This window comes from Natronolimnohabitans sp. A-GB9 (assembly GCF_030848565.1).
Taxonomy (GTDB): Archaea; Halobacteriota; Halobacteria; order Halobacteriales; family Natrialbaceae; genus Natronolimnohabitans.
This window is the reverse complement of record NZ_JAVDDV010000015.1, coordinates 1-23,475: the sequence shown is the minus strand read 5'-3', so window position 1 is coordinate 23,475 and position 23,475 is coordinate 1. Positions and strand designations below refer to the sequence as shown.

At 63.3% G+C, this 23,475-nt stretch carries 22 protein-coding genes and 1 tRNA gene; 10 read left to right on the top strand and 13 right to left on the bottom strand.

The window, feature by feature from the left end; all coding sequences use genetic code 11:
• Positions 1–21: 21 nt before the first annotated feature.
• From RBH26_RS16010 to RBH26_RS15950, 13 genes are all read right to left on the bottom strand, one after another.
• Positions 22–1,554: an NADH-quinone oxidoreductase subunit N gene (locus RBH26_RS16010; protein WP_306759382.1), complete on the bottom strand. Its 1,533-nt coding sequence runs from the start codon at positions 1,552–1,554 to the stop codon at positions 22–24.
• The gene (locus RBH26_RS16005; RefSeq protein WP_306759381.1) at positions 1,554–3,077 is read right to left on the bottom strand and encodes a NuoM family protein; all 1,524 of its coding nucleotides are present in this window, start codon (positions 3,075–3,077) and stop codon (positions 1,554–1,556) included. The genes RBH26_RS16010 and RBH26_RS16005 overlap by 1 nt, the downstream gene beginning before the upstream one ends.
• Complete coding sequence (gene nuoL / locus RBH26_RS16000) at positions 3,077–5,110, bottom strand: NADH-quinone oxidoreductase subunit L (RefSeq protein WP_306759380.1); 2,034 nt, start codon at positions 5,108–5,110, stop codon at positions 3,077–3,079. The genes RBH26_RS16005 and nuoL overlap by 1 nt, the downstream gene beginning before the upstream one ends.
• 1 nt (position 5,111) lies before the next feature.
• The gene (gene nuoK, locus RBH26_RS15995; RefSeq protein ID WP_306759379.1) at positions 5,112–5,414 is read right to left on the bottom strand and encodes an NADH-quinone oxidoreductase subunit NuoK; all 303 of its coding nucleotides are present in this window, start codon (positions 5,412–5,414) and stop codon (positions 5,112–5,114) included.
• The gene (locus RBH26_RS15990) at positions 5,411–5,866 is read right to left on the bottom strand and encodes a hypothetical protein (RefSeq protein WP_306759378.1); all 456 of its coding nucleotides are present in this window, start codon (positions 5,864–5,866) and stop codon (positions 5,411–5,413) included. The genes nuoK and RBH26_RS15990 overlap by 4 nt, the downstream gene beginning before the upstream one ends.
• Positions 5,863–6,132, bottom strand: coding sequence for an NADH-quinone oxidoreductase subunit J (locus RBH26_RS15985; protein ID WP_306759377.1), 270 nt, complete (start codon positions 6,130–6,132; stop codon positions 5,863–5,865). Before RBH26_RS15985 ends, RBH26_RS15990 begins: the two co-directional genes overlap by 4 nt.
• A 2-nt stretch (positions 6,133–6,134) precedes the next feature.
• Positions 6,135–6,596 (bottom strand): NADH-quinone oxidoreductase subunit I, encoded by a 462-nt coding sequence (locus RBH26_RS15980; protein WP_306759376.1) that lies wholly within the window; start codon positions 6,594–6,596, stop codon positions 6,135–6,137.
• Complete coding sequence (locus tag RBH26_RS15975) at positions 6,593–7,687, bottom strand: complex I subunit 1 family protein (RefSeq protein ID WP_306759375.1); 1,095 nt, start codon at positions 7,685–7,687, stop codon at positions 6,593–6,595. The genes RBH26_RS15980 and RBH26_RS15975 overlap by 4 nt, the downstream gene beginning before the upstream one ends.
• A gap of 2 nt (positions 7,688–7,689) precedes the next feature.
• Positions 7,690–9,351 (bottom strand): NADH-quinone oxidoreductase subunit D, encoded by a 1,662-nt coding sequence (locus tag RBH26_RS15970; RefSeq protein WP_306759374.1) that lies wholly within the window; start codon positions 9,349–9,351, stop codon positions 7,690–7,692.
• Positions 9,348–10,055 (bottom strand): NADH-quinone oxidoreductase subunit B, encoded by a 708-nt coding sequence (locus RBH26_RS15965; protein WP_306759373.1) that lies wholly within the window; start codon positions 10,053–10,055, stop codon positions 9,348–9,350. The genes RBH26_RS15970 and RBH26_RS15965 overlap by 4 nt, the downstream gene beginning before the upstream one ends.
• Positions 10,052–10,465: an NADH-quinone oxidoreductase subunit A gene (locus tag RBH26_RS15960; RefSeq protein WP_306759430.1), complete on the bottom strand. Its 414-nt coding sequence runs from the start codon at positions 10,463–10,465 to the stop codon at positions 10,052–10,054. Before RBH26_RS15960 ends, RBH26_RS15965 begins: the two co-directional genes overlap by 4 nt.
• Positions 10,466–10,778: 313 nt before the next feature.
• The gene (locus RBH26_RS15955; RefSeq protein WP_306759372.1) at positions 10,779–11,411 is read right to left on the bottom strand and encodes an AIR carboxylase family protein; all 633 of its coding nucleotides are present in this window, start codon (positions 11,409–11,411) and stop codon (positions 10,779–10,781) included.
• 41 nt (positions 11,412–11,452) lie between these two features.
• Positions 11,453–12,616 (bottom strand): 5-(carboxyamino)imidazole ribonucleotide synthase, encoded by a 1,164-nt coding sequence (locus RBH26_RS15950; protein WP_306759371.1) that lies wholly within the window; start codon positions 12,614–12,616, stop codon positions 11,453–11,455.
• Positions 12,617–12,731: 115 nt separating this feature from the next.
• On the opposite strand from RBH26_RS15950, the gene ribH reads away from it, so the two are divergent.
• The 10 genes from ribH (at position 12,732) to RBH26_RS15900 (ending at position 23,412) form a co-directional block, all read left to right on the top strand.
• Complete coding sequence (ribH, locus tag RBH26_RS15945; RefSeq protein ID WP_306759370.1) at positions 12,732–13,181, top strand: 6,7-dimethyl-8-ribityllumazine synthase; 450 nt, start codon at positions 12,732–12,734, stop codon at positions 13,179–13,181.
• A 15-nt stretch (positions 13,182–13,196) separates the two neighbouring features.
• Positions 13,197–14,345, top strand: a complete 1,149-nt coding sequence (locus tag RBH26_RS15940; RefSeq protein ID WP_306759369.1) for a pyridoxal phosphate-dependent aminotransferase — start codon at positions 13,197–13,199, stop codon at positions 14,343–14,345.
• A gap of 449 nt (positions 14,346–14,794) precedes the next feature.
• Positions 14,795–15,544 (top strand): HNH endonuclease, encoded by a 750-nt coding sequence (locus RBH26_RS15935; RefSeq protein WP_306759368.1) that lies wholly within the window; start codon positions 14,795–14,797, stop codon positions 15,542–15,544.
• 40 nt (positions 15,545–15,584) lie between these two features.
• Positions 15,585–15,687, top strand: a tRNA-Gln gene (locus RBH26_RS15930).
• A gap of 581 nt (positions 15,688–16,268) precedes the next feature.
• Positions 16,269–19,301: a molybdopterin-dependent oxidoreductase gene (locus RBH26_RS15925; protein WP_306759367.1), complete on the top strand. Its 3,033-nt coding sequence runs from the start codon at positions 16,269–16,271 to the stop codon at positions 19,299–19,301.
• Positions 19,302–19,311: 10 nt separating this feature from the next.
• Positions 19,312–19,914: a 4Fe-4S dicluster domain-containing protein gene (locus RBH26_RS15920; protein ID WP_306759366.1), complete on the top strand. Its 603-nt coding sequence runs from the start codon at positions 19,312–19,314 to the stop codon at positions 19,912–19,914.
• Between the two features lie 2 nt (positions 19,915–19,916).
• The gene (locus RBH26_RS15915; protein ID WP_306759365.1) at positions 19,917–21,050 is read left to right on the top strand and encodes a dehydrogenase; all 1,134 of its coding nucleotides are present in this window, start codon (positions 19,917–19,919) and stop codon (positions 21,048–21,050) included.
• Positions 21,051–21,123: 73 nt separating this feature from the next.
• The gene (locus RBH26_RS15910; RefSeq protein ID WP_306759364.1) at positions 21,124–21,759 is read left to right on the top strand and encodes a molecular chaperone TorD family protein; all 636 of its coding nucleotides are present in this window, start codon (positions 21,124–21,126) and stop codon (positions 21,757–21,759) included.
• A gap of 156 nt (positions 21,760–21,915) precedes the next feature.
• A complete protein-coding gene (locus RBH26_RS15905; RefSeq protein ID WP_306759363.1) occupies positions 21,916–22,425 on the top strand; it encodes a hypothetical protein in 510 nt (169 codons plus the stop codon).
• A 330-nt stretch (positions 22,426–22,755) separates the two neighbouring features.
• Entirely contained in the window at positions 22,756–23,412 is a 657-nt protein-coding gene (locus RBH26_RS15900; RefSeq protein ID WP_306759362.1) for a helix-turn-helix domain-containing protein, read from the top strand.
• The last annotated feature ends 63 nt before the right edge of the window (positions 23,413–23,475 follow it).

The window sequence follows — 23,475 nt, the reverse complement described above, 5'->3', positions numbered from 1 at the left end:
ACCGAACGTCGATCGTCGGCGTTAGCCGACGACCGCCTCGGCAGCGCCGATCGCCGCGTCGACGACCGGTCCGAAGCCGGGCAGGATGACGATCGTCATCACGGCGGCGACGACGATCGCCGCGTAGATTCCGGTCGGCTGGGCGAGGCGATCACGGGTCGCGGGTGGCTCTTCGATCCACAGTGCCTTGACCAGCCGCGAGTAGTAGTACAGCGAGAGCGCGCTGTTGACCACGAGCGCGGCAGCCACGACGAGCATCGCCATGTTGGCGGCTGCGGCCTCGATCGCCCCGACGAACAGGAAGTACTTGCTGAAGAAGCCACCGAAGGGCGGGATCCCCGCGAGGCTAAAGAGGAAGACGGCCATCGCAGCGCAGGCGACCGGTGCCTGTGCCGAGAGACCGTTGTAATCCTCGAAGGTGCGGCCGACACCCCAGTGTTCGGCCAGCGCGACGAACAGGAACGCACCCGTGTTCATGAAGCCGTAGACGAGCAGGTGCATCATCGCCGCGCCCATGACGAGCTCACCGCCGTCGACGGTCAAGCCTGCCAGCCCGATCAGCGCGTAGCCGGCGTGGCCGATCGAGGAGTAGGCGAGCATCCGCTTGACGTTGTCCTGGGTGGCCGCCGCGAAGTTCCCAAGCGTCATGGTGACGATCGCGAGCACGATGAACGCGACCGTCCAGTCGAAGCCGATCACGGCGCCGATCTCACCGAGGGGGAACGCCTCGGTGAAGATGCGGAAGGCGATAACGAAGCCGGCTGCCTTCGAGGCCGAGGAGAGGAACGCGCTGATCGGTGCGGGCGCGCCCTCGTAGGCCTCTGGCGCCCAGAAGTGGAACGGAACGCTCGCGGTCTTGAACGCGACACCGCCGATCAGCATCAACAGACCGAGTCCGAGCAGTCCGCCGTAGGGATCGGCCTCGCCGTCGGTGATGACCTCGGCGATGGCCGACAGCTCGAGGTGGCCCGTCGCACCGTAGACCAGCGAGATCCCGTAGACGAAGATCGCCGACGACAACGCGCCGATCAGGAAGTACTTCAGACCGGCCTCGACGCTGCCGCGGTTGTCCTTTAGGATCGCCACGAGGGCATACGACGGCAGGCTCGCCAGCTCGAGTGCGATAAAGATCGTCACGAGGCTGTCGGCGGCGGCCATCAGCGACATGCCGGTCGCCGCGAGGATGACGAGCGAGTAGTACTCGGCCTGGTAGGCGTGATCGACCAGGTAGTCGTAGCTGGCGACGACGATCAGCGCCGTCACGATGGCGACGACGATCATGAAGTACAGCGCCAGCTGGTCGACGACGAAGCCGTGGGTCGGGTCGATGACGCCACGACCGCCCTCGGCGGTCGGCGTGCCGACGCCGGCGGCAGTAAACCAGACGGCGACGGCCAGCGAAGCCAGCGAGCCAGCCGCTGCAGTGCCGGCAAGCAGCGAACGGTTCGTCGACCGTGGCGAGATGCTGTCGAAGAGAAACAGCATCAGTGCGGTCGCCGCCAACAGCAGCGCCGGACCGAGCGCCGCCCACTGTGGGAGTTCGTAGATCGCCATTACAGGTCACCTCCCTCGAGAATCGGATCGACTGCGTCGGTTATCATCTCGAAGATCAGATCGGGGGCCACGCCCAGTGCGATGATCAGTCCCAGCAGGACGAACATCGGTGCGAGGTCGTGCAGCGGGGCGCGGCTCACCTCGTAGTCGGTTTCGAGTCGGTACGGACCGAAGACGGTGCGCTGGAGCGCAAACAGCAGGTAGCCGGCCACGAGGACGATACCGAACATCGCCAGCCCCGTAAACAGGGGCGCGTAGGCGAAGTCGGCACCGAACGCGCCGAAGAAGATGAAGTATTCGGCGGCGAAGCCGCTCATCAGCGGGAGTCCCATGTAGCCGAAGGCACCGGCGACCAGGATCCCCACCGCGACGGGCATCCGGTCTGCGATCCCGGACATGTCGGTGACGAGCCGGGTGTGGGTGGCGTTGTAGATAACGCCGACGGCCATGAACATCAACCCGGAGATGAGGCCGTGACTGACCATCTGGAACGTCGCGCCACCGACTCCGAACTGCGTGTAGGCGATCAGGCCAAGGATGACATAGCCCATCGACGACACGGAGGAGTAGGCGACGATCCGCTTTAGGTCGGTCTGGGCCAGTGCCAGCATCGCGCCGTAGATGACGCTGATGACCGCGATCGCAGCGATCGGAACCGCATAGGCCTCGACCTGGTCCGGGAACATCGTGAAGTTGAACCGGAGCAGGGCGTAGGTCCCCATCTTCAGCAGGACGCCGGCCAGAAGCACCGACGCGGGCGTCGGTGCCTCGACGTGGGCGTCAGGCAGCCACGTGTGGAACGGAACCACCGGGACCTTCACTGCAAAGCCGATGAACAGTGCGACGAAGACAACCGACGCGAGAGTGGTTCCCTCGAGGCCGAAGAAGCCTTCGGGGCCGCCGTTGAGCATCGCGTCCGTAACCTCGGGGAGTGCGAAACTCGTGACGGCGTCACCGAGCCCGAAGACGAGCGCGATGAAGGCACCGAACATCAGCAGCGACGCCACGTTCGTGTAGACGAAGAACTTGATCGCGGCGTACTTCCGGCGTGGACCGCCCCAGATCCCGATCAGCAGGTACATCGGGATCAGGACGGCTTCCCAGAAGATGAACCAGAGGAAGAAATCCAGCGCGGCGAAGACGCCGATCAGGCTCGCCTCGATGAAGAGCACGAGTCCGTAGAACTGGGACTCACGCTCGTCGATCGGCGTCCAGGAACTCATGATAGCCAGCGACGTGAGGATCGTCGTCAGGACGACAAGCGGCAGGCTAATGCCGTCGAGACCGACGAACCACGAGATCGTGTACTCGCCAAGCTGGATCCACTCGTAGTGAGATTCGAAGGCGAGGGTGCCATCGAGCAACGCGTTGCCGCTGCCGTCGAAGGCCGTGAACAGCCACAGGCTGAGCGCGACTGGCACCAGGCTGATCGCAAAGGCCAGCTTGCCCGCGACGCGATTCGGCGCGACGAACGTGACGAGTGCGCCGACCAGTGCGACCGCGATCAGTGCTTCGATCATCATCAGAACCACCCTCCGTAGAGTCCCAGACCGAGGAGTAAGGCGACGAATCCGGCCACGATCAGCGCGGCGTAGTTCGTCACGATTCCCGTCTGGATACGTTTCACCCAGCTACTGCTGAACAGGCTGGCGCTCGAGACCCCGTTGACGAGACCGTCGATGACGGTCTGGTCGAAGCGGTCGGCGACCCGCGCAAGCGGGAGCGTGACCCCTTCCGCGAGCCAGACCTGGTACTCGTCCTGGTAGTAGTTGTCCTCGACGACCGTCCCGGCCGAGCCGAGCCGCTCCTTGTGAGCGACCGGTTCGGGCGCGTTGTACAGCTTCCAGGCCAGTCCCGCGCCGGAGAAGGCAAGCAGCAAGGAGAGACCGGCGGCGATCAACACCGTCTGTTGTTCGGTGCCGATCACGCCAGTCTCGTAGGCCAGCAGCTCACCGTAGGCGCCGTAGGTCAGGCCCTCGATCGCGCCGTACTCGCCGTCGAGCCAGTGTTCTAAGAACGTGATGTCGACGTTTGCGAGTTTGGCGACGGGTGCGAGGTTAGCGACACCCGCGACGAGCGCGAGGAGCCCGAGGACGATCAGCGGGAACTTGACCGACCAGCCGACCGGATGCGGATCCTCGGCTGCCTCGGAACGGGGCTCACCGTGGAAGGTCAGGAAGACCATCCGGAACGTGTAGAAGCCGGTGAAGAAGACGGCCACGAGCCCCATCGCGTAGGCCGCGAGAATAACCGGCTCCTCCAAGCCGACGATGATCGCGTCGTAGAGGATCTCGTCTTTCGACCAGAAGCCCGAGAACGGGATGATCCCCGCGAGCGCGAGCGCGCCGGCGAGGAAAGTCCAGTAGGTGACGGGCGCTTTGTCCTTCAGTCCGCCCATCTTCCACATGTCCTGTTCGTGGTGCATGAGGATGATCACGGCACCGGCGCCCAGGAACAGCAGCGCCTTGAAGAAGGCATGGTTCATGAGGTGGAAGACCCCGGCGACGTAGCCGCCGACGCCGAGTCCGAGCATCATGTATCCATACTGGCTGATCGTCGAGTAGGCGAGCACCTGCTTGATGTCGTCTTTGACGACACCCATCGTCGCGGCAAACAGCGCAGTGAAGCCACCGACGAAGGCGATGATCGCCAGTGCCGTCGGCGACAGAGCGTAGTAGCCGAACATCCGGGCGACGAGATAGACGCCAGCCGCGACCATCGTCGCCGCGTGAATCAGCGCAGAGACGGTGGTTGGGCCTTCCATCGCGTCGGGTAGCCAGGTGTGGAACGGGAACTGTGCGGATTTCCCGAGGACGCCACCGAGCACGAGCAGCCCGGTGATCGTCACCCACGTCTCGGCGTCGAAGCCGAACAGGGTCGCGCCGTCGTCGATCGCCGTCTCCGCGGCCGCGACGAACGACTGGTCGCCGGCAAACTGCAGCGTCCCGAAGGTCGCTGCGATCGCGACGACGCCGATCAGGAAGAAGTAGTCACCGAAGCGGGTGACCAGGAACGCCTTCTTCGCTGCCGACGGTGCGGATCGCGTACGGAACCAGAAGCCGATCAGCAGGTACGAACAGAGGCCGACGAGCTCGAAGAACATGAACGCCATCAGCAGGTTGTCCGCGTAGACGAACGCGAGCATGCTGAACGTAAAGAGCCCGAGTCCGGCGTAGTACCGCGGGAGGCCGGTCTCGCCCTCGGCGTTCATGTAGCCGAGACTGAACACGTGGACGAGGAAGGCGACCAGCGAGACGATGACCAACATCAGCGCCGAAAGCGGGTCAATCAACAGGCCAAACGAGAACGCGATCCCGTCGGCGCCGACCTCGCTTGCGGCCTCGCCGGCCGTCCACTCGTACAACGTCTCGTGATACGTTTCGCCGCTCGCGACCGCAACGAGCATCCACAGCGAGAACAGCAGCGAGGCTGCCGTCGCCGCGATGCCCGGGATCGCACCTTTCTTCGGCAGCCACTTGCCGAAGGCCAGTGCGACCACGAAGGCCACGAGGGGGAACGCCGCTATCGCCGGTGCGTAGGAGAATGCCCCTTCCATCTTACCACCTCATCGTCGTCGGAACCGTGACGTCGATGTCACGGAAGTTGCGATACAACACCAGGATGATCCCGAGTCCAACGGCGACCTCGGCGGCAGCAAGCGCCATGGTAAACAGCGCGAAGACCTGCCCCGTGAGGTTGCCGTGATAGAACGCGAAGGCGATCAGGTTGATGTTCGCCGCGTTCAACATGAGTTCGACGGACATCAGGAACGTCAGTGCGTTACGACGCGTCAACACGCCGACGAGGCCGATACTGAAGACGGCCATCGACAGCAGGACGTAGTACTCGACGCCGATCATCGGCTCTCACCTCCGGTCTGCAAGTCGGTGTCGGCCCCACTCGTTCCACCGTCGGCCGCCGTCGGCTCCGAGCGGCCAAAGCCACTCGAGTCGGGTGCAGCCCCCGAATCGTCGGGCCCCGAACTCGCGAGCGCGGCCACCGGTTGACCCTCCTCCTCGCGTTTCGCGAGGACGAGCGCCGCGTCGAGTGCGGCGTCGAGCGCGACGGCGATCAGCAAGAAGGCCGCGAGGAACGGCTCGGTGCCGGTGACGCCAGCCGACTCCTGGAGCGGCTCGAGGTCGAGCAGTGCGTAGCCGATAGCGGCGGTGATCGAGTCGGCCTCGAAGCCACCGTCGGCAAGCGGCTGGAACGACGTGTTGAGCACGATCAGCGCCATCAGCGCGAACAGCGCAGCCGCAAGCAGTCCGGGAACGAGCGTCTTCCCGGTGCGAAGTTTCGGCCCGGTCGTCATGACTGTACCACCTCCTCGGACGGCGCCTCTTCACGCTGGGTGAGCATCACGGCGAACGTGATGAGGATGAGCACCCCGCCGACGTAGACGAGGACCTGCATCACGGCCACGAACTCGGCGGCCAGCATCACGAAATGTACCGCGATGCTCATCAGCGCGACACCCAGCATGAGCGCCGCGTGCCAGGGGTCTTGCAGTAGGACGACACCCAGCGCGCTGGCGACCGTCACGAACGCAAACAGCGCGAACGCGATCTCGTACATCATGGTTACTGGTAGTCGACGTCTCCTTCACCCTCGCCGATCCACGCGCCGCGATCGGGTTCGCGTGACTCGAGCGGGTCGATGTCTTTGTACCACGGTACCGCTTTCAGCTGCTCTTTGTTGTACACGAAGTCGTGTTTCGTGTCGGCGGTGAACTCGAAGTTCTGCGTCAGCAGGATGGCGTCGACTGGACAGACTTCCTCACAGAGCCGGCAGTAAATGCACTGTCCGATGTGGAGGTTGTACTGTTCGCCCTGTCGTTTGTCGTCCGTCACGATCTGGATCGTATCGTTCGGACAGACGTTCTCACACTGGCGACACCAGATACACCGCTCCTGGCTGAACTTGTGGACACCCCTGAACCGTGGGGAAACGTCCGGTGCTGTCTCGGGATATTCGACCGTGAAGGTCGACCCGTCCAGTGCGTGTTTCATCGTCGTAGCCATCGATTTGAGTAGTCCGATCATGCTATCAGCCCCACGATCACTGCAGTGAGGATTAGGTTCGCAAAGGAGAGGACGAGCAGTCCCTTCCAGCCGATTTCGATCAGTTGATCGATCCGGACGCGTGGCACCGCAGAACGGAGCCACTGGGTCAGCAGGAAGATCCCCCAGATCTTGATGAGGAACCAGACGATACCGAGTTCGGCCGGCCCGGGCCCTGCCGGACCGCCGAGGAAGATCGTCGCGATGAGCGCACCCCCGAGGAAGATGTGGAGGAACTCCCCGAGGTAGATCAGCACGAAGTAGACCGAGGAGTACTCGGTCTGATACCCGGCGACGATCTCAGTCGGTGCTTCGGGCGTGTCGAAGGGGTTGCGGCCGACCTCCGCGAAGTTCGCCACCAGGAAGAGGACGAACGCGAAGGGGTTGACCAGCGCGTACCACGCCGGAATGTCGATCCCGCCGATCGAGACGAGCGTCTGGGCCTGTGCCTCGACGATCGTACTCATCTGGAGAGAGCCGGCGAAGATAACGACCGACATCCCCGTCACTACAAGCGGGATCTCGTAGGCGACGTTCTGTGCGACCGCCCGGAGTCCGCCGAGCATCGAGTACTTGTTCGCCGACGCGTAGCCGGCCATTACCAGCCCGATGCTGGCGATACCGGCGACCGCGAAGACGAACGCGAGTCCGACTTCGGGGTCGGCGAGGTGAATGCCACTGCCCATCGGGATCACGGCGAAGCCGAGCAGGGCAGAGGAGGCGACGACGATCGGCGCGAGGTCGTACGCCGGCCGATCGGCGTTCTCGGGAATGATAATCTCCTTCGAGAGCAGTCGCACGGCGTCGGCGACGATGATCAGCAGGCCGGCCGGACCGAGGTGGGTCACGGCGATTCGGTCCGTAAACGCGGCCGTGATCTTTCGTTTCGCCCACGGCCCGGCGACGCCGGTCATCGCGAGCATCAGGTTCCCGACGATGAAGGCCGCGATGAAGGCCGCGAGCAGTTCGCCACCGACGCCGTAGGCGTCGAGTCCCGTCAGGTCCCCGATCCGTTCGGGGAGCAAGACGGTGTCGTCTGCCTGCAGCGGTAGCGTTGTCACTGACCCGACCATACTTACCGGTCCACCTCCCCGAGCACGATGTCGAGACTCCCCAGCGAGGCGATCAGGTCAGGGATGTACTCGTCCTGGACCATCTCCTCGAGCGCCGAGAGGTTGTGGAAACACGGGCTCCGGATCTTGAACCGGGCGGGCTTGTCGGTGCCATCCGAACGGATGTAGATCCCGAGTTCGCCTTTCGCACCCTCGACGGCGCGGTAGATCTCCGTGTCGGCGTCGGGTTTGAGCGTCCGCGGGACGTTCGCCTGAATCTCCCGTTCGTCTTCCGGCCAGTCCTCGAGTAAGTCGAGACACTGCTCGATGATCTTCGCGGACTCCTCGACTTCTTGCATGCGTACGAGGACGCGGCTGTAGTTGTCACAGCCGTCCATGGTGATGACGTCCCAGTCGAGTTCGTCGTAGTAGCCGTATGGATCGTCCCGACGGAGGTCGTAATCGATCCCGGAGCCACGGGCGACCGGGCCGGTACAGCCGTAGTCTTTGGCGACTTCGGGCTCTAAGATGCCCGTATCGATCGTTCGGACCTGGAAGATCTCGTTGCTGGTGACCAGGTCGTTGTACTCGTCGACCTTCGCGGGGAGTTCGTCGAGGAAGTCACGGGTCTTCTCGATGAACTCGTCGCGCGGTTCCGGCAGGTCCCAGGCGACTCCGCCAAGCCGGAAGTAGTTGAACATCAGCCGCTGGCCGGTGAGATCCTCCAGGATGTCCTGGACGACCTCCCGATCGCGGAAGGCATACTGGAAGATGGCGGTGAAGTCGCCGTAGACGTCCAGACAGAACGTCCCGAGCGCGAGCATGTGTGAGGCGATTCGGCAGAGCTCGGCGCTCATGGTCCGGATGATCTGGGCGTACTCGGGCACCTCGATGTCCGCCAGATCCTCGGCCGTGCGGGCGTACGCCCACTCGTTTAACAGCCCCGCCGAGACGTAGTCCCAGCGGTCGGGATAAGGCATGATCTGGTGGCGGTAGGTCCCCTGCTGGCACATCTGTTCCTCACAGCGGTGGAGGTAGCCGATGTCGGGGTCGACGTCGACGATCGTCTCACCGTCCAGAACCGTCTTGACGTGGAGCACACCGTGGGTCGCCGGGTGGTGTGGCCCGACGTTCAAGAACATCGTATCCGACTCGTCCTTGTGGTGGTCGGGTTGAATCGGATTGGCGTGTTCCGTGAGGGTGACGATCTGGGGTTTCTCCTGATCGTAGTCCAGCGAGAGCGGATGGCCCTGCCAGGTTTCGGGCAGGAGGATCCGTCGCGGATCGGGATGGCCCTCGTAGTCGATCCCGACGAGGTCAAAGGCCTCCCGCTCGTGCCAGTCGGCGGTCCGGAAGACGGGTTCGGCCGACTGACTGACCGGGTCGTCGATCGACGTCGGAACGACGACCGACACCTCCTGTGTCGGATCGGCGTACTTCTTTAGGTGATAGATCGACTCGTACCGATCCTCGTACTGCTGGGCGGTGAGACAGGAGAGGTGATCGAAACCGGCCTGCTCTTTGAGATCCGAGAGGACGTCCTGAACGTCGTCCGGACGGACGACGAATCCCGGTGCGTTCAGATGATCGTCGCGAGCGAGCGCGCGATCACCGATTACGGCCGCTAGCTCCTCCTCGGTGACTTCCACCGGTGGCTGTCGCTGTCGCTCGAGTCCCGTGCTCATGGTGAATCAGCCCAGTTGTAACGCATCACGAGGTCGTCTTCGTCGATATCGTCGGCGAGCTTCTGGACGAGTTCGTCCCGTTCGAGGTCGCCGAACTGCTCGAGTTCGTACGGTTTGACGACGACGGGCGACGACTCGCCGTTTTGAATCCGCTCCTGGAGTTTCAACACGCCGTAGATCAGCGCTTCGGGCCGGGGCGGACAGCCCGGCACGTGGATGTCGATCGGAATGATCTCCTCGGCGCCTTTGACGACGTTGTAGCCCTCCTGGAATGGGCCCCCGGAGATCGTACACGACCCCATCCCGACGACGAACTTGGGTTCGGGCATCTGGTCGTAGACCCGCTTCATGCGGGGCCCGAACTTCGAGACGATCGTCCCGGGAACGATCATCACGTCCGCCTGTCGCGGCGAGGCGCGTGGAACGCCGGCACCGTAGCGATCGATGTCGTGTTTGATCGCGTAGGTGTGAATCATCTCGATACTACAACAGGCGATCCCGAACTGCAGCATGAACATGGAGTTGCCCCGTACCCAGTTCATGAACTTGTCGAACTTCGTGAGGATAAACGGTGACGAACCGAACGCCTCCCGAAGCTTCGAGTTAAACCGGTCGTCCGGCCCCTCGCCGATCCGCGAGTCGCGGGTGTCCGTCGACGGCGCGGTGCTGTCGTGAATCGATTGTTTTGGATTGTTGCTACTCATTGTCGATCAGAGTCGGCCTCAACCTGACGCGGTGTCTGTGCCCACTGTACTGCCCCATTGCGCCACGCCCACGCGAGTCCGACCAACAGGATTGCGACGAACAGCAACATTGGTCCGAGAGCCTCGAGCAACGAAACGGCATCCGATTCGAGCGCATCCAGGTACGCGACCGCCCATGGGAACAGGAAGACGGTCTCGATATCGAAAACGAGGAACAGAAGCGCGACCATGTAGTACTGGATGTTGAACCGAACGCGTGTTCCGCCGGTCGGAATCTCGCCACTCTCGTAGGTGGCACGTTTACTCGTTTCGGGAACTGACGGCCGCAGGAGGTACGATACCACCATCATTCCGAGTGGTATCAACAACCCGACGAGCGCCAGCGCCCCAATAGCGATCCAGTCGTTCATCTCCGTAACGTTCGGAGATTCAGACCCCATGCATATAAGGGTTGATTGTTCGTTTTCCGGCCGCAGACGGGCTACAACGCCGACTTCTGCGGTCGTAAAACCGCCAGAATAATGTCCTTATACGATATATGTTCAATTTACAAGTTCGTCGGCCGGTATCGCTGGCTTACTCCGAACCCAGAATCGCAAGACGGCACCACGATAACGAGATATCGGTACTATTCACTGGATTTCGTAATCCGACGAATGACAACTTTCTCAGATCGAGTTCCAGAAACGAACGGTGCTGGAACCGACGGCGGTTCGGACCGCGTTACTCACTCGAGAACGATGCTGTCCCCTGATCGTGCAGCCGTCGAGAGACGTCACCGACGCCCTCGCGGAGACCGTCGTGATAGGCGACGAGTCGGTCGCGTACCGCCTCGTGCTGGCGCGCGAGTATCTGGGCCGCCGAGAGCGCGGCGTTGAACGACTTTCCGGCGTCGACCGCGACCAGCGGCGCGCCGGTGGGCATCCCGATGACGCTGTCGACGGACTTCTCCTGGACCGGGACGCCGATCACCGGCAGCGGATACGCGATCGAGGCGGTCATGTTCGGCAGATCCGCGGATTTGCCGCCCGCACCGGCGATGATAACCTCGAGGCCGCGGTCCTCGGCCGTCTCGGCGTAAGCCGTCATTAAGTCGGGTGTACGATGTGCCGAAGTGACGTACGTCTCGAACGTAAAGCGCTCCTCGGGCGGGTTCCCGTAGTCCGTCTGCTCGGCGAAGCCAAGTTCGTCGACGAAGGCGTCGTAGGCCCCGCGTCGCTTCCCGCCGGTCATCATCGTCTCGAGATCCGAGTCGCTGCCCATGACGATCCCCACGTCGGGCGTCTCCTCGCTCGGTCGATCCTCGTCGGCTTCGCGGTGTAAGCGGTCGATCAGGTCGCTGACGCTGTCGGTCATAGGTAGTGATGGGCGATGCGGTGACTTCAATCCGGCCGACTTCACTCCGTCGCGAACGTCACCGCGTCCTCGAGTTCGCGGGCGGTCTCGAGAACGGCTTCGACGTCGGCGTCTACGTCTCCGGAAACCGTCACGTGGCCCATCTTGCGCAGCGGTCGCGCCTGTCGCTTTCCATACCAGTGGAGGTTCGCGCCGGGAGTCTCGAGGATCCGATCGATATCGTGTAGCTCGGCCTCTCGTTCCTTTTCGACGTCGGCAAGCAGGTTCGTCAACACGGTCGGCGAGCGAAGCTCGGTCGAGCCAAGCGGCCAGCCAAGCACCGCGCGGGCGTGTTGTTCGAACTGCGACGACTGTGCGCCTTCGATCGTCCAGTGACCGGAGTTGTGCGGACGCGGAGCGATCTCGTTGAGCAGCATCTCGCCCTCGCGCGTCTCGAACAGTTCGATCCCGTAGACGCCCCGTCCGTCCATCACTTCGAGGACGTCACGCGCCACGTCGTAGGCCCGTTCGGCGGCTGCGTTGCTCGAGCGTGCGGGAACGATCGTCTCCCGAAGGATCTCGTCGACGTGGACGTTCTCTCCCAGCGGGAAGGTGGCGACTTCGTCTTCGCCCTTGACTGCGATGACCGAAACCTCTCGCTCGAAGTCGACGAACGACTCGACCATCGCGGGGCCGGCGACGGACTCGAGGGCCTCTTCAGCGTCGGCTTTGGACTCGACGGGAACGTTCCCACGTCCGTCGTAGCCCCCGGTCCGCGCTTTGAGCATCACCGGCGCGCCGTAGTCGTCGATCGCCTCGCGGACGTCGTCGGCGTCTTCGACCTCGCGAAACGGCGGCACCGGGATGCCAGCGTCCTCGAGTTCCCGTTTCTGGACGAGTTTGTCGTGGATCGTCCGTAACGTCTCCGGCTTCGGGTGGACGGGCGTCCCCGACTCCTCGCTGACCCGTTCGAGGACGTCTTGATCGGCGAGTTCGATCTCGAATGTAAGAATGTCTGCGCGCGCGGCAAGTTCGCGGATCCCCGCTTCGTCGTCGAAGTCGGCGACGATCTGGTCGCGAGCGACCGGCGCAGCCGGACAGTCCGGTGTCGGATCGAGGACGACCACCTCGACGCCAAGCGGCGACGCCGCTTCGGCGAGCATCCGTCCGAGCTGTCCCCCGCCGACGACCCCGAGCGTCGGCCCTGGCGTCCGTAGCGTTGTCATTAGGCGCCGGTTGTCTTCGCCCGCGCATAAGGATTTTCAACTGGCCCACCGGTCGACCGGCTACGAGCCGCTCGAGAACGGTACCTCTTTTACTCGCCCACTCTACCGCTGGGGTATGACCACGCTCGGACTGGTGGTCGCTGAGTTCAACCGGCCGATCACCGAGCAGATGGAGCAGGAGGCCCTCGAGGCAGCCCAAAAAGCGGGCGCTGAAGTGTACGAGACGGTCCACGTCCCGGGTGCGTACGACGCCCCGCTGGCAGCCGACCGCCTCGCCCGCCTCGAGGCCGTCGACGCCGTCGCCGTCATCGGCACGGTCATCACCGGTGACACCGACCACGACCAGGTGATCACCGACGCGACCGCCCAGCGACTGTCCGACGTCAGTCTCGAGCGTGACACGCCCGTGACCCTCGGCGTGACGGGGCCCGGGATGTCCGCCGCGGAAGCGCGCGAGCGCGTCGAAAACGCGGCCAAAGCCGTCGATGGCGCGCTCGAGCTCGTCGACCAGCTTCCCGATCCCGACCCCGACGCCGGCGGAGACACGGACGAAGACACAGCCTAACGCTACGATTCACCCATGACTATGGAATTCACCGACCGCCTGACTCGAGTCGAACCGTCTGCAACGCTTGCGATCTCCGCGCTCGCAACCGAACTCGAAAACGACGGCGCAGACGTCGTCGATCTCTCCGTCGGAGAGCCTGACTTTCCGACGCCACAGAACATCATCGACGCCGGCCAGGAGGCGATGGACGCCGGCCACACCGGCTACACGACCTCCGCCGGTATCCTCGAACTACGCGAGGCCATCTCGGAGAAACTCGCCGACGACGGCTTAGATCACGGTCCCGAGGAGATCATCGTCACGCCCGGCGCCAAACAGGCCCTCTACGAGATCGTTCAGGCACTCGTCGGGGACGGCGACGAAGTCGTCCTACTCGACCCCGCGTGGGTCTCCTACGAGGCAATGGTCAAGATGGCCGGCGGCGAACTGACCCGCGTCGACCTCTCCGAGTCGGAGTTCCAGCTCGAGCCCGCCCTCGAGGACCTCGAGGCGGCCGTCTCCGACGAGACCGAACTGCTGATCGTCAACTCGCCGTCGAACCCCACCGGCGCCGTCTACTCCGACGAAGCGCTCGAGGGCGTCCGCGATCTGGCCGTCGAACACGATATCACGGTCATCTCCGACGAGATCTACAAGGAGATCACCTACGGCGTCGAGCCGACGAGCCTGGGCACGCTCGAGGGGATGGCCGACCGCACCGTCACGGTCAACGGCTTCTCGAAAGCCTACTCGATGACCGGCTGGCGGCTGGGCTACTTCGCCGGCCCCGAGGAACTGATCGACCAGGCCGGCAAACTCCACAGCCACTCCGTCTCCTCGGCCGTAAACTTCGTCCAGCACGCCGGCATCGAGGCACTGGAAAACACCGACGAGGCCGTCGAAGAGATGACCGAGGCGTTCGAACAGCGTCGCGACCTCGTCGTCGACCTCCTCGAGGACCACGGCGTCGACGTCGCCGTTCCCGAGGGTGCGTTCTACATGATGGTTCCCGTCGACGACGACGACCAGGCCTGGTGTGAGGGCGCGATCGAAGACGCCCACGTCGCAACCGTCCCCGGCAGCGCCTTCGGCACACCCGGCTACGCACGGATCTCGTATGCGGCAAGCGAAGAGCGCCTCGAGGAAGGCATCGAGCGGCTGGCTGAAGAAGGCTATCTGTAGTTCGGCGGTTCGGTCACGGCGGCATACGGTTCCCCCGTCGTATAGTAGCCACTGACTGTCACTGCACACCCGATCGCCCGACGGGAGCGTGGGTCGACCCGACCACCGAAGCGACCGCCGCGAACTGGCGAGCGGGGGCCGGCGTGACCCGTGGGCCCTGCGATCGGTGCGGACATCGTTTCAGTTGGTACTATACTTTCCCGGCAAGCCGACGACTTACCGATAATTTCGCGGTGCTGACGTACAGTGGATCGTATCGGAACGGAGTACGGGTTTTCTCGAACGGAACCTGAAAGTGACGGCCGTCGCCGTCGTTCGTGAGCGTGCACGCGGCGTCGTCGCTATAGAGTACCGTTGCGCTCGAGGGAGTGTACGGACGACGGCGAGCGAGTCGGTTCACGGACTCGAGCGACCGTGGGTTTATCCCGGATGCCGCGGCGAACCCCCGCATGGACTGTCCTACGTGCGGGAAGTCGCTGGCGACGGAACAGGGAATGCGCCAGCACCACACGAAAGTTCACGGTGAGTCGCTGCCGAATCGGACGTGCAAGGGATGTGAGACGGAGTTTTACGATTCAAAGTCGCGGCGGGCGTACTGCGACGACTGCGATCCGAACGCCGGAGCGCACAACGGGAACTGGTCCGACGCGACGGAGACGGCGACCTGTGATCGCTGCGGGGGCTCGTTTTCCTACTATCCCTCGAACAAGGATGGAACGTACTGCTCCGACTGTGTCGAAGACGCTGACGGGCTCTTGCCCGAGAATCCGTCAGAGTCCGGCGAGCGAATTTCCGTGCGCTGTGAACACTGCGGGACGGACCTCACGGTCGTCCCCTCACGAGCGGCCGATCAACGGTACGGGGTCTTCTGTACGCTCGAGTGTTACGGCGAGTGGCTCTCGGAGCACGTCGTCGGCTCCGACCACCACCAGTGGGAGGGCGGTGCGTTCGACTACGGCCAGCGGTGGTGGCGGATCCGGCGGCGCGCACTCGAGCGGGACGGATACGAGTGTCAGCACTGTGGCGCCGACAGGGACGAACTCGGACGGAATCCGGACGTCCATCACATCGAGCCGGTTCGATCGTTCGACCGACTCGAGGACGCCCACACGATGGACAACGTCGTGACGCTCTGTCGGAGCTGTCATCGCCGCGCCGAAGAGGGAGCGATCACGGTCCTCGTCGGCGACGAAAAGTAACACTATTGTGTGACCGTCGTCTATCACGCAACCGACGAGGAGTCCCGTGGTGTAGTGGCCAATCATATGGGCCTTTGGACGTGTTCGGTTCAGTCCGTCACGGAAGCAAGCCCATGACGGCGGTTCGAATCCGCCCGGGACTATCCTGCTGCGAATAAATTCGTGAGCAGCAGGTATCCCCGGTGGTTCGAGCCCAGAGGACGAGAGGATTCGAGTCCTCGCGGTTCGAATCCGCCCGGGACTATTTTTGCGCGAACAACTCCGTGAGACAAACGTTTTCGAATCAGGGTACGGCAGAGGGGACCTCACGACGACGTACTGCGGGACTGAGACTGCGACGATCGACAGCGTGTGATACGTTCGACGCGAACTGACCTCGAGGAACAGTCCTTGCAAGAACGTCGAAGAGAACGCACCGCCACGTAGTCACCCCGTCTCGTCGGATCGGTTCTCGAGTATCCGTTGCAGGAAATGGAGCAAAGCGAGGTGTGTGGTTCGAATCGTCCGATAGAGAGGGGAGTGACACGAACCGCTACGAATCGCGATACCTGATCGCGCTCCTCTCACCGATCCCGTACTGACAGCGTAATGCGTTGGTGTACAGAGTAATGGATAGTTCCTTATACACTATATATTACACATATACCCCCCGGCGATATAATGAAATTTCATCGAGAGTACCTGTTCAGTGACACTTATTGTAGAAGAGTCTGTCTGTCATTCTATGGCACGGCACTCACTGGACCTCGATCGGCGGGGGTTCCTCAAAGCCGGTGCTGCAGGGGCACTCGCAACGGCAGTCGGTGGACGAACGCTACTTCAACAGGACGACGAGGAGACGCAACGTGTCGATCCAGGCACAGGTGATGACCTGGTCAAGACCGTCTGTACGCACTGTTCGGTCGGCTGTGGATTACAGATCGCGGTCGAAGAAGACACGGTCGTCGGTCAGGAGAGTTGGGACGACAACCCGGTCAACCAGGGCGGTCTCTGCTCGAAGGGGGCGTCACTTACCCAGACCGAAAACTCCGAACAACGCCTGAAAGAGCCGCTGAAACTCGAGGACGGCGAGTGGGTTCGAATGGAGTGGGACGCGATCTTAGACGAGATCGCTGGACGGTTAGACGACATCCGCGAGGAGACCGGGCCACACGGTACGTTCTGGTGTGGATCGGCCTGTCACAGCAACGAAGCTGCATACCTGATCCGAAAGTTAGCGGCGTTGTACGGCACGAACAACGTCGACCACCAGGCACGGATCTGTCACTCCACGACGGTGACAGGCATCGCGAACACGTGGGGCGTCGGCGCGATGACGAACAACAACAACGACATGCGAAATATCGACGTCAACCTCATCATCGGGCACAACCCCCTCGAGAGCCACCCAGTCGCGTGGCAACACTTCCAGGAGGCCCAGCGACGAGGGGGGACCCACATCGTCGCCGAGCCGCGGTACACCAAGACCGCGGCCGCCGCCGACGACTACATCCACTTCCGGTCGGGTACCGACGTCGCGTTCATCTACGGCCTCATCCACCACATCGTCGAGAACGACCTCCACGACGAGGAGTTCATTCAGAGTCGGGTGATGGAGCCCACCTGGGAGGAGTTCCGCGACGACGTGCTTCCACAGTACGACGTCGAGACGGTCTCGGACATCTGTGGCACGCCAGTCGAGGAACTCGAGGGGCTCGCCGAGACGCTCGCCGACGCCGACGTTAGCTCCGTCGAGTGGGCGATGGGCGGGACCCAACACAACAACGGGACCGGCAACACGCGAGCGTACGCGATGTTGAACCTGGCGCTTGGCCACGCCGCCCAACCCGGCGGCGGGACGCCCATCTACCGCGGTCACGACAACGTCCAGGGGGCGACCGACCTCGGCGTCGACTCCGGGAATACGCCCGGCTACTACGGGCTCGACCAGGGTGCCTGGGAGCACTGGGCCAACGTCTGGGACGAGTCGCCGTACACCTCCGGCGACATGGACTACGAGTGGCTGCACGATCGGTTCCACTCGACGGAGCTGATGGAGAAAAACGGTTTTACCGTGGCTCGCTGGTTCGAGGGCGTCCTGGACGACCAGTGGGAGATCTATCAGCCGGATCCGCTCCGCGCAGCGATCTTCTGGGGCCACGGCCTCGGTTCGCTGAGCGAGTACAAACGCGTCCGCGAGGCGGTCAACGAACTCGAATTTATCGTCAACATCGACATCTTCCCGAACCAGGTCGCCGAACTCGCCGACGCCGACACGGACGTCTACATGCTCCCGGCGGCGACCAACATAGAGGAGGCAGGTAGCGCAACGAACACCGGTCGGCAGCTTCAGTGGCGAAATCAGGCGGTTTCACCACGGCACAACGCCAGGCGAGACTGGGTGTTGATGACCCAGTTCGCCGAACGACTCGGGTTCGGCGACCACTTCGACTACGACGAGGTCGAAGACGTCCTCAGAGAGATCAACCTCGGCGTCCGGTCGGTCGGCTACATCGGTCAGACGCCCGAACGGCTGAAAGCCCACCAGGAGGCGTCGGACCTGTTCAGCGTCGAGGACCTTCGGGCCGATCTCGACGACGACGAGGAAGTCGAGATCGAGGACGGCGAGACCGTCGAGATCCAGGACGGTGAGGTCTATGGCCTCCCGTGGCCGTGTTGGCACGAGGACCACCCCGGAACGCCGATCCTCTACGACGCCTCCCTCCACCCCGAGGACGGCGGCATGGACTTCCGGGCCAACTGGTGGGACGCCGCGGTCGACGAAGTCGAGAACGACGAGGACCCCGAGGTCGAACCCGACGACCATCTCCGTGAGTCGTTCGAGCCCGACTGGTGGGACGGAACGCTCGAGGGTGTTCCACAGTACCCGCTGTACGCGAACGTCCTTCCTGACGATCCGTCCGAGCCAGCGTCGCTGACGATCCCGATCGAGGGTGCACTCGACGAGGAGGTCTCGGTCGCGGACGTCGCCGAGGCGCTGGACGAGGAGGGATACGACGTCGACCTCGACCGCTACGAGGAGTTCGACAACGAACAGCCCGACGCGCCATGGGGACGTGGCCGCGCCCGGATGAAAGCCTGGAACCTCGAGGACGAGATTCCCGTCCACCGCGAGCCCGCGGTGACACCGCGTCCCGATCTCGTCGACGACTACCCGTGTAACGAGCACACCGAGGACCACTGGCGCGTCGAACTCGACAACGAGGCCGTCCAGCAGGAGAACTTAGACGCCTACGAAGAACTCGAGGAACACGGCGACGTCGAGCCGATGGTCCTCACCTCGGGTCGCCAGGTCGAACACACCGGTGCCGGCGCGAAGACACGGAGCACGCTCGGGACGGCCTCGCGGTCGCCGATGATGTACCTCGAGATCAACCCCGACGTGGCTGACGAACTGGGCGTCGACGATGGCGACTGGATCGCCGTCACGACGCCCCACGCCGAGATGTTCGTCCAGACGAACGTCACCGAACGGGTGCCACAGGATCACGCGTTCGCGCCGTATCACTGGTCGGGCATCCTCGAGGGCGAAGACCTGACGGAGAACTACGGCGGGGAGATGGAGGGCCTCGAGCCGCTGGTGATCGGTGAGTCGATCAACGCCGGCACCGCCCCGGCCTACGACAGGGAGACGCAGATGCAAGAGACCAAAGTGACACTGTGTAACGTTCGCGTGGCCGACGACGAGGAGATTCCGGAACTGTCCGAGCAGCAACTCCAGTGGCAAGAACAGCGGATGAACCGCGACAAACGATAGGTGAACGCAAATGAGTACACAAGACGACAACGGAACGGCACGAGTCATCCCGAACTGGGAGTCGTGTATCGACTGTGGCGCCTGCGAGGTAGCGTGCCAGCGAACCTGGGATCTCCCGCCGGAGAGCGATCGGATCCAGGTCGTTGCCCTCGCCCACGGGACCGACGACGAGACGAACAAGCCGATGCAGTGTTACAACTGTCGGGACGCGCCGTGTATCGACGTCTGTCCCACGGAAGCACTCCATTACAGCCAGAGCGACACCGTCCGCGTGGACGCGGGCCGGTGTATTGGCTGTCACTACTGTGGCGTGGGCTGTCCGTTCGGCGCACCCCAGTACCCCGACGGGGAGGTCCCCGAGGCCGACGAGGAGAACCTGATGGGTGCAAAGAGCGACGGCCTGATGGACAAATGTACGACCTGCGAACCGCGTCAGGAACAGGGTCTCGAGCCGGCCTGTTCTTCGGAGTGTCCGACCGACGCGTTGCTGTTTGGCACCCCCGAGGAACTGTCCGAACGGCTCGAGGAGGACGACACTACCCAGCCGTTCGACGAGGAGGCCGCGGCGATCATCTTCGGAGATGACGCGGACATGATCGTCGGAGGTGACTAACCATGGCAGTCGAAATCACGTTCGAACTACCGTACACGCAGTGGGACTGGAAGGTTGGATTCTACATCGCGTTGATCGGCATCGCAAGCGGCGCGTATCTGATGGGATATCTCGCCGACGTTCGCTCACGGCGACACGACGAACGCGAACACGGCCGAATCGCCAAGTGGGGATACCTCACTGGGCTCGTCGGCGTCGGCATCGGCGGCCCCGTCTTGTTGTCCCACCTCGCGACACCGTTCCGGGCGATGATGGTGCCGCTGATAATGACGAACTTCGGCTCGTGGATGGCGATCGGCCCGTACCTGCTCGGCGGCCTCGTGGTCGGCTCGTTGCTGTTGTTCCTCTGGGTCGCGTTCGGGCGGGAGCGTCCGCACGGACCGTCCGTCACAACAGAGGGCGAGGGCGCCGCCGCCGACGGTGGCCGCGATGTCGCCTCCGACGGCGGTACGGACAGTGGCCCAGCGAAAGCCGCGACCGGCGGCCAGGCCGGCGGCATCCGTAACGTCTTCAACCGTGTCGGAATTCTCGACTACCTCGACGCACTCGCAGACAGGACCCGACCGACGGAGACGGTTCGGCTCGGAATCGGCGCCCTCTTCGGCGTCTTCGCCGCCGGCGTACTGGTCTACTCGGCGATGGCCTACGGTACCGGTCCGGCCGACCGCGTGCCGTTGTGGGACAAGACGTACCTCATTCCGGTCCAGGTCTTCTCCGGCCTCGGCGCAGGAGCCGCGGTTGCGGTCGGACTCGCTGCGCTGGAAAAACGCTCGGTCGGCCGAACGATTCAGAGCTACTCGCTGGTGGCGTCCGGGCTGTTGGCGGCGACGCTGGTAGCCGTTCTCGCAACGGTCGCCCTGTTGCCCGAGCAAGTCCCGGCCGCAGAGCCGGCCGTCGAGAACATGCTGAGCACGTACGCGACGCTGTTCGTCGGCGGGGCTATCCTTGGCGGGCTGGTCCTCCCGATCCTGCTGTCGGTCGGGGCCGTCGTTGGCCAGCGCCGTGACGCGCTCTCACCGACTGCAGCCACGGGGGCCTACGTCGCCGCAGGAGTGTTAGTGATCGTCGGAAAAATCACGCTCGCGCTGACGTACCTACTGGCCGCCGAGTTCACGGCGATCCCGCTGCCGATGTAGCCCACGGCATCGATCTCTGGCCACCCCCTCGTTTCGCTGTTGTAAACGACCGGACCGAACTGACTCGAGTGATATGACACGAACGACCGATACGACGGACGAGACGACCGAGATCGCAGATCTGTACGCCTTCCTGTCGAGCGTGCTCGCGGACCCACCGGACGAAGCGGCAGTCGAACGGCTCGTCGCCGAGGGGTTTCCAAGAGAGGCCTCGCCACAGGCGCTGTCGAACGGCTACCGGCAGCTCCGAACGTGGCGCGCCGACGTAGACGACCCGTCCGACGCCGCCGACGAACTCAAACGCGTCCACACCCGGCTGTTCGTCGGGCCACGCCCACGGATGCAGATTCACGAGTCGTGGTACGCCGACGACTACCTCGGCGAACCCCTCGCGGCGGTCAAACGCTCCTATCGCGACCTCGGCATCCGCCCCTCCGAACAGCTCCGTGAGGAAGCTGACCACGCCGCCGTCGAACTCGCCGCCCTCGAGATACTGGCCCGCGACGGTGCCGACGAACTCCGCCGAGCGTTCCTGGCAGCTCACGGCTGGTGGCTCCCCCAGCTCGCGACGGACATCCAGGAGATGGCCGACCACCCCTTCTACTGTGGCGTCGGCTGGCTGATCGAGGGCACCGTCGAGGCCGACACGTATCTCCTCGGTCTCGATCCCGACGACCTCGAGCCCGGCTACGCCCTGTCCTCTTCGTAGGGCGACCGTCTTGCTGCTTTCGCCACTACCGCTTCCCCTCGAACGCTGCTCGTTTTCCCAGGCGATAAACGGTTCTGAACGGTCCGAAAGCGAACAAATCGGATGTGGACGACCGTACGGATATTTGTTCGGTCACGGTCGACTGACGACTGGCACATGACTGACGCTCGACCCTCCATCCCCGCGTCGCTCGATCGGGACGTCGTACAGTCGGTAAGCAAACTCGTACTTGCGACGCTCTCGCTTCTGTTCGTCCTCGGACTCGTCACGGTCTTACCCGGCGTGGACCGACTCGTTCCCGGAACGCCGATCACGTTCGTCGCCATCGTCAGCGCGATCGTGACGATCGTCGTCGTCGGGCTGTTGTTGTCCCTGGCACCCGCCCTCGCCACGCTCGTACGGTCGACGCTCGAAGGCCCTGAATCGGTCGTCGAGGACGTGGCCGCGGTTTCCCAGCTGTTCGTCGTCCTGGTCGCTGTCCTGGTCGCTCACCGCGGTCTCGCACCGGCGATCGTGCCGATACTCGACGGCATGACGTGGATCTACGACGTCGTCTTCCTCGCGTTTGCACTGCCGCCACTGGCGATACTGGCAGCGCGGTTGTACGTCTCGCTCGATCCGATCTCGGAACTGCTCGCGGAGAAAGTAACGACGAAACGCGACTGATACGGATCGCTGTAACTATTTACCGCCGATCGCCAGATCCGGGGTCGGCGATCGGCGGTAATTGACTACAGCAGTCCGTATGAGAGGCGTCGTTGTCGACCGGTTTTGGACCGGGTCTCTACTGCCGGACAGACATCAGTACCCCGTCGCTCGCGAATTCGTGGCCGTTCCCCGGTGACGGCCACAGTCGCGCGACCGACCGTCGAATCGTGCTGTCCAACAGTATGAGACGGTAGAAAACGTCGAGTTGCAGCAGTCACAACAGTCGGTTACTCGTCGTATAGGTATACCAGAGCGGCCCAACGATGTCGTAGGGAAACGGGGAATCGCATGGGATTTATCGCCGAAGTTCAGCTCGCCCACGACGAGCTCGCGTTGGCGCCGACGATCTCGGAGCATCCCGAGACGACGTTTCGATACGAGTACGAGATGACGCCCGACGACCGGCGGCTACAGTTCGCCTCCGTGTTCGGCGACGACTATACGTCGGTCGAGGAGACGATGACGTCGGACCCGACCGTCTCCGATCCGACGTGTGTTGCGACCTTCGAGAACCGGTCGATCTACCGGCTCGAAGTCGAGACTGATCTCGAGATCGTTCCGGACCGCTGTGGTGAACAGGGGCTGTTCGTATTTACGATCACGAGCGCCGAACGCGGCTGGACGGCCCGGATACATCTGCCAGACAGGGACGCGTTGACGGCGCTTCGAGCGTGGTATCGGGACCGCGACGTCTCGTTTCGCGTGACGCAGTTGTACGACACGTCGGTCTCCGATAGCGGGACGTATCATCTGACGGAGCAACAGTACGAGATTCTCATGATGGCGTACTACAGTGGGTATTTCGACATTCCACGGGACAGTACACAGGACGATCTCGCCGAGCGACTCGAGATCTCGGACTCGGCGGTTTCACAGCGGCTTCGGCGCGCGATTTCGGAACTGATCGCGACGACGATAGAAAACGATCGAATGGTGGCACAGTGACCGACGATCACTGGCGTCGGAACCCGGTTATAGAATTGGCAACGGTCATATATAATACACATA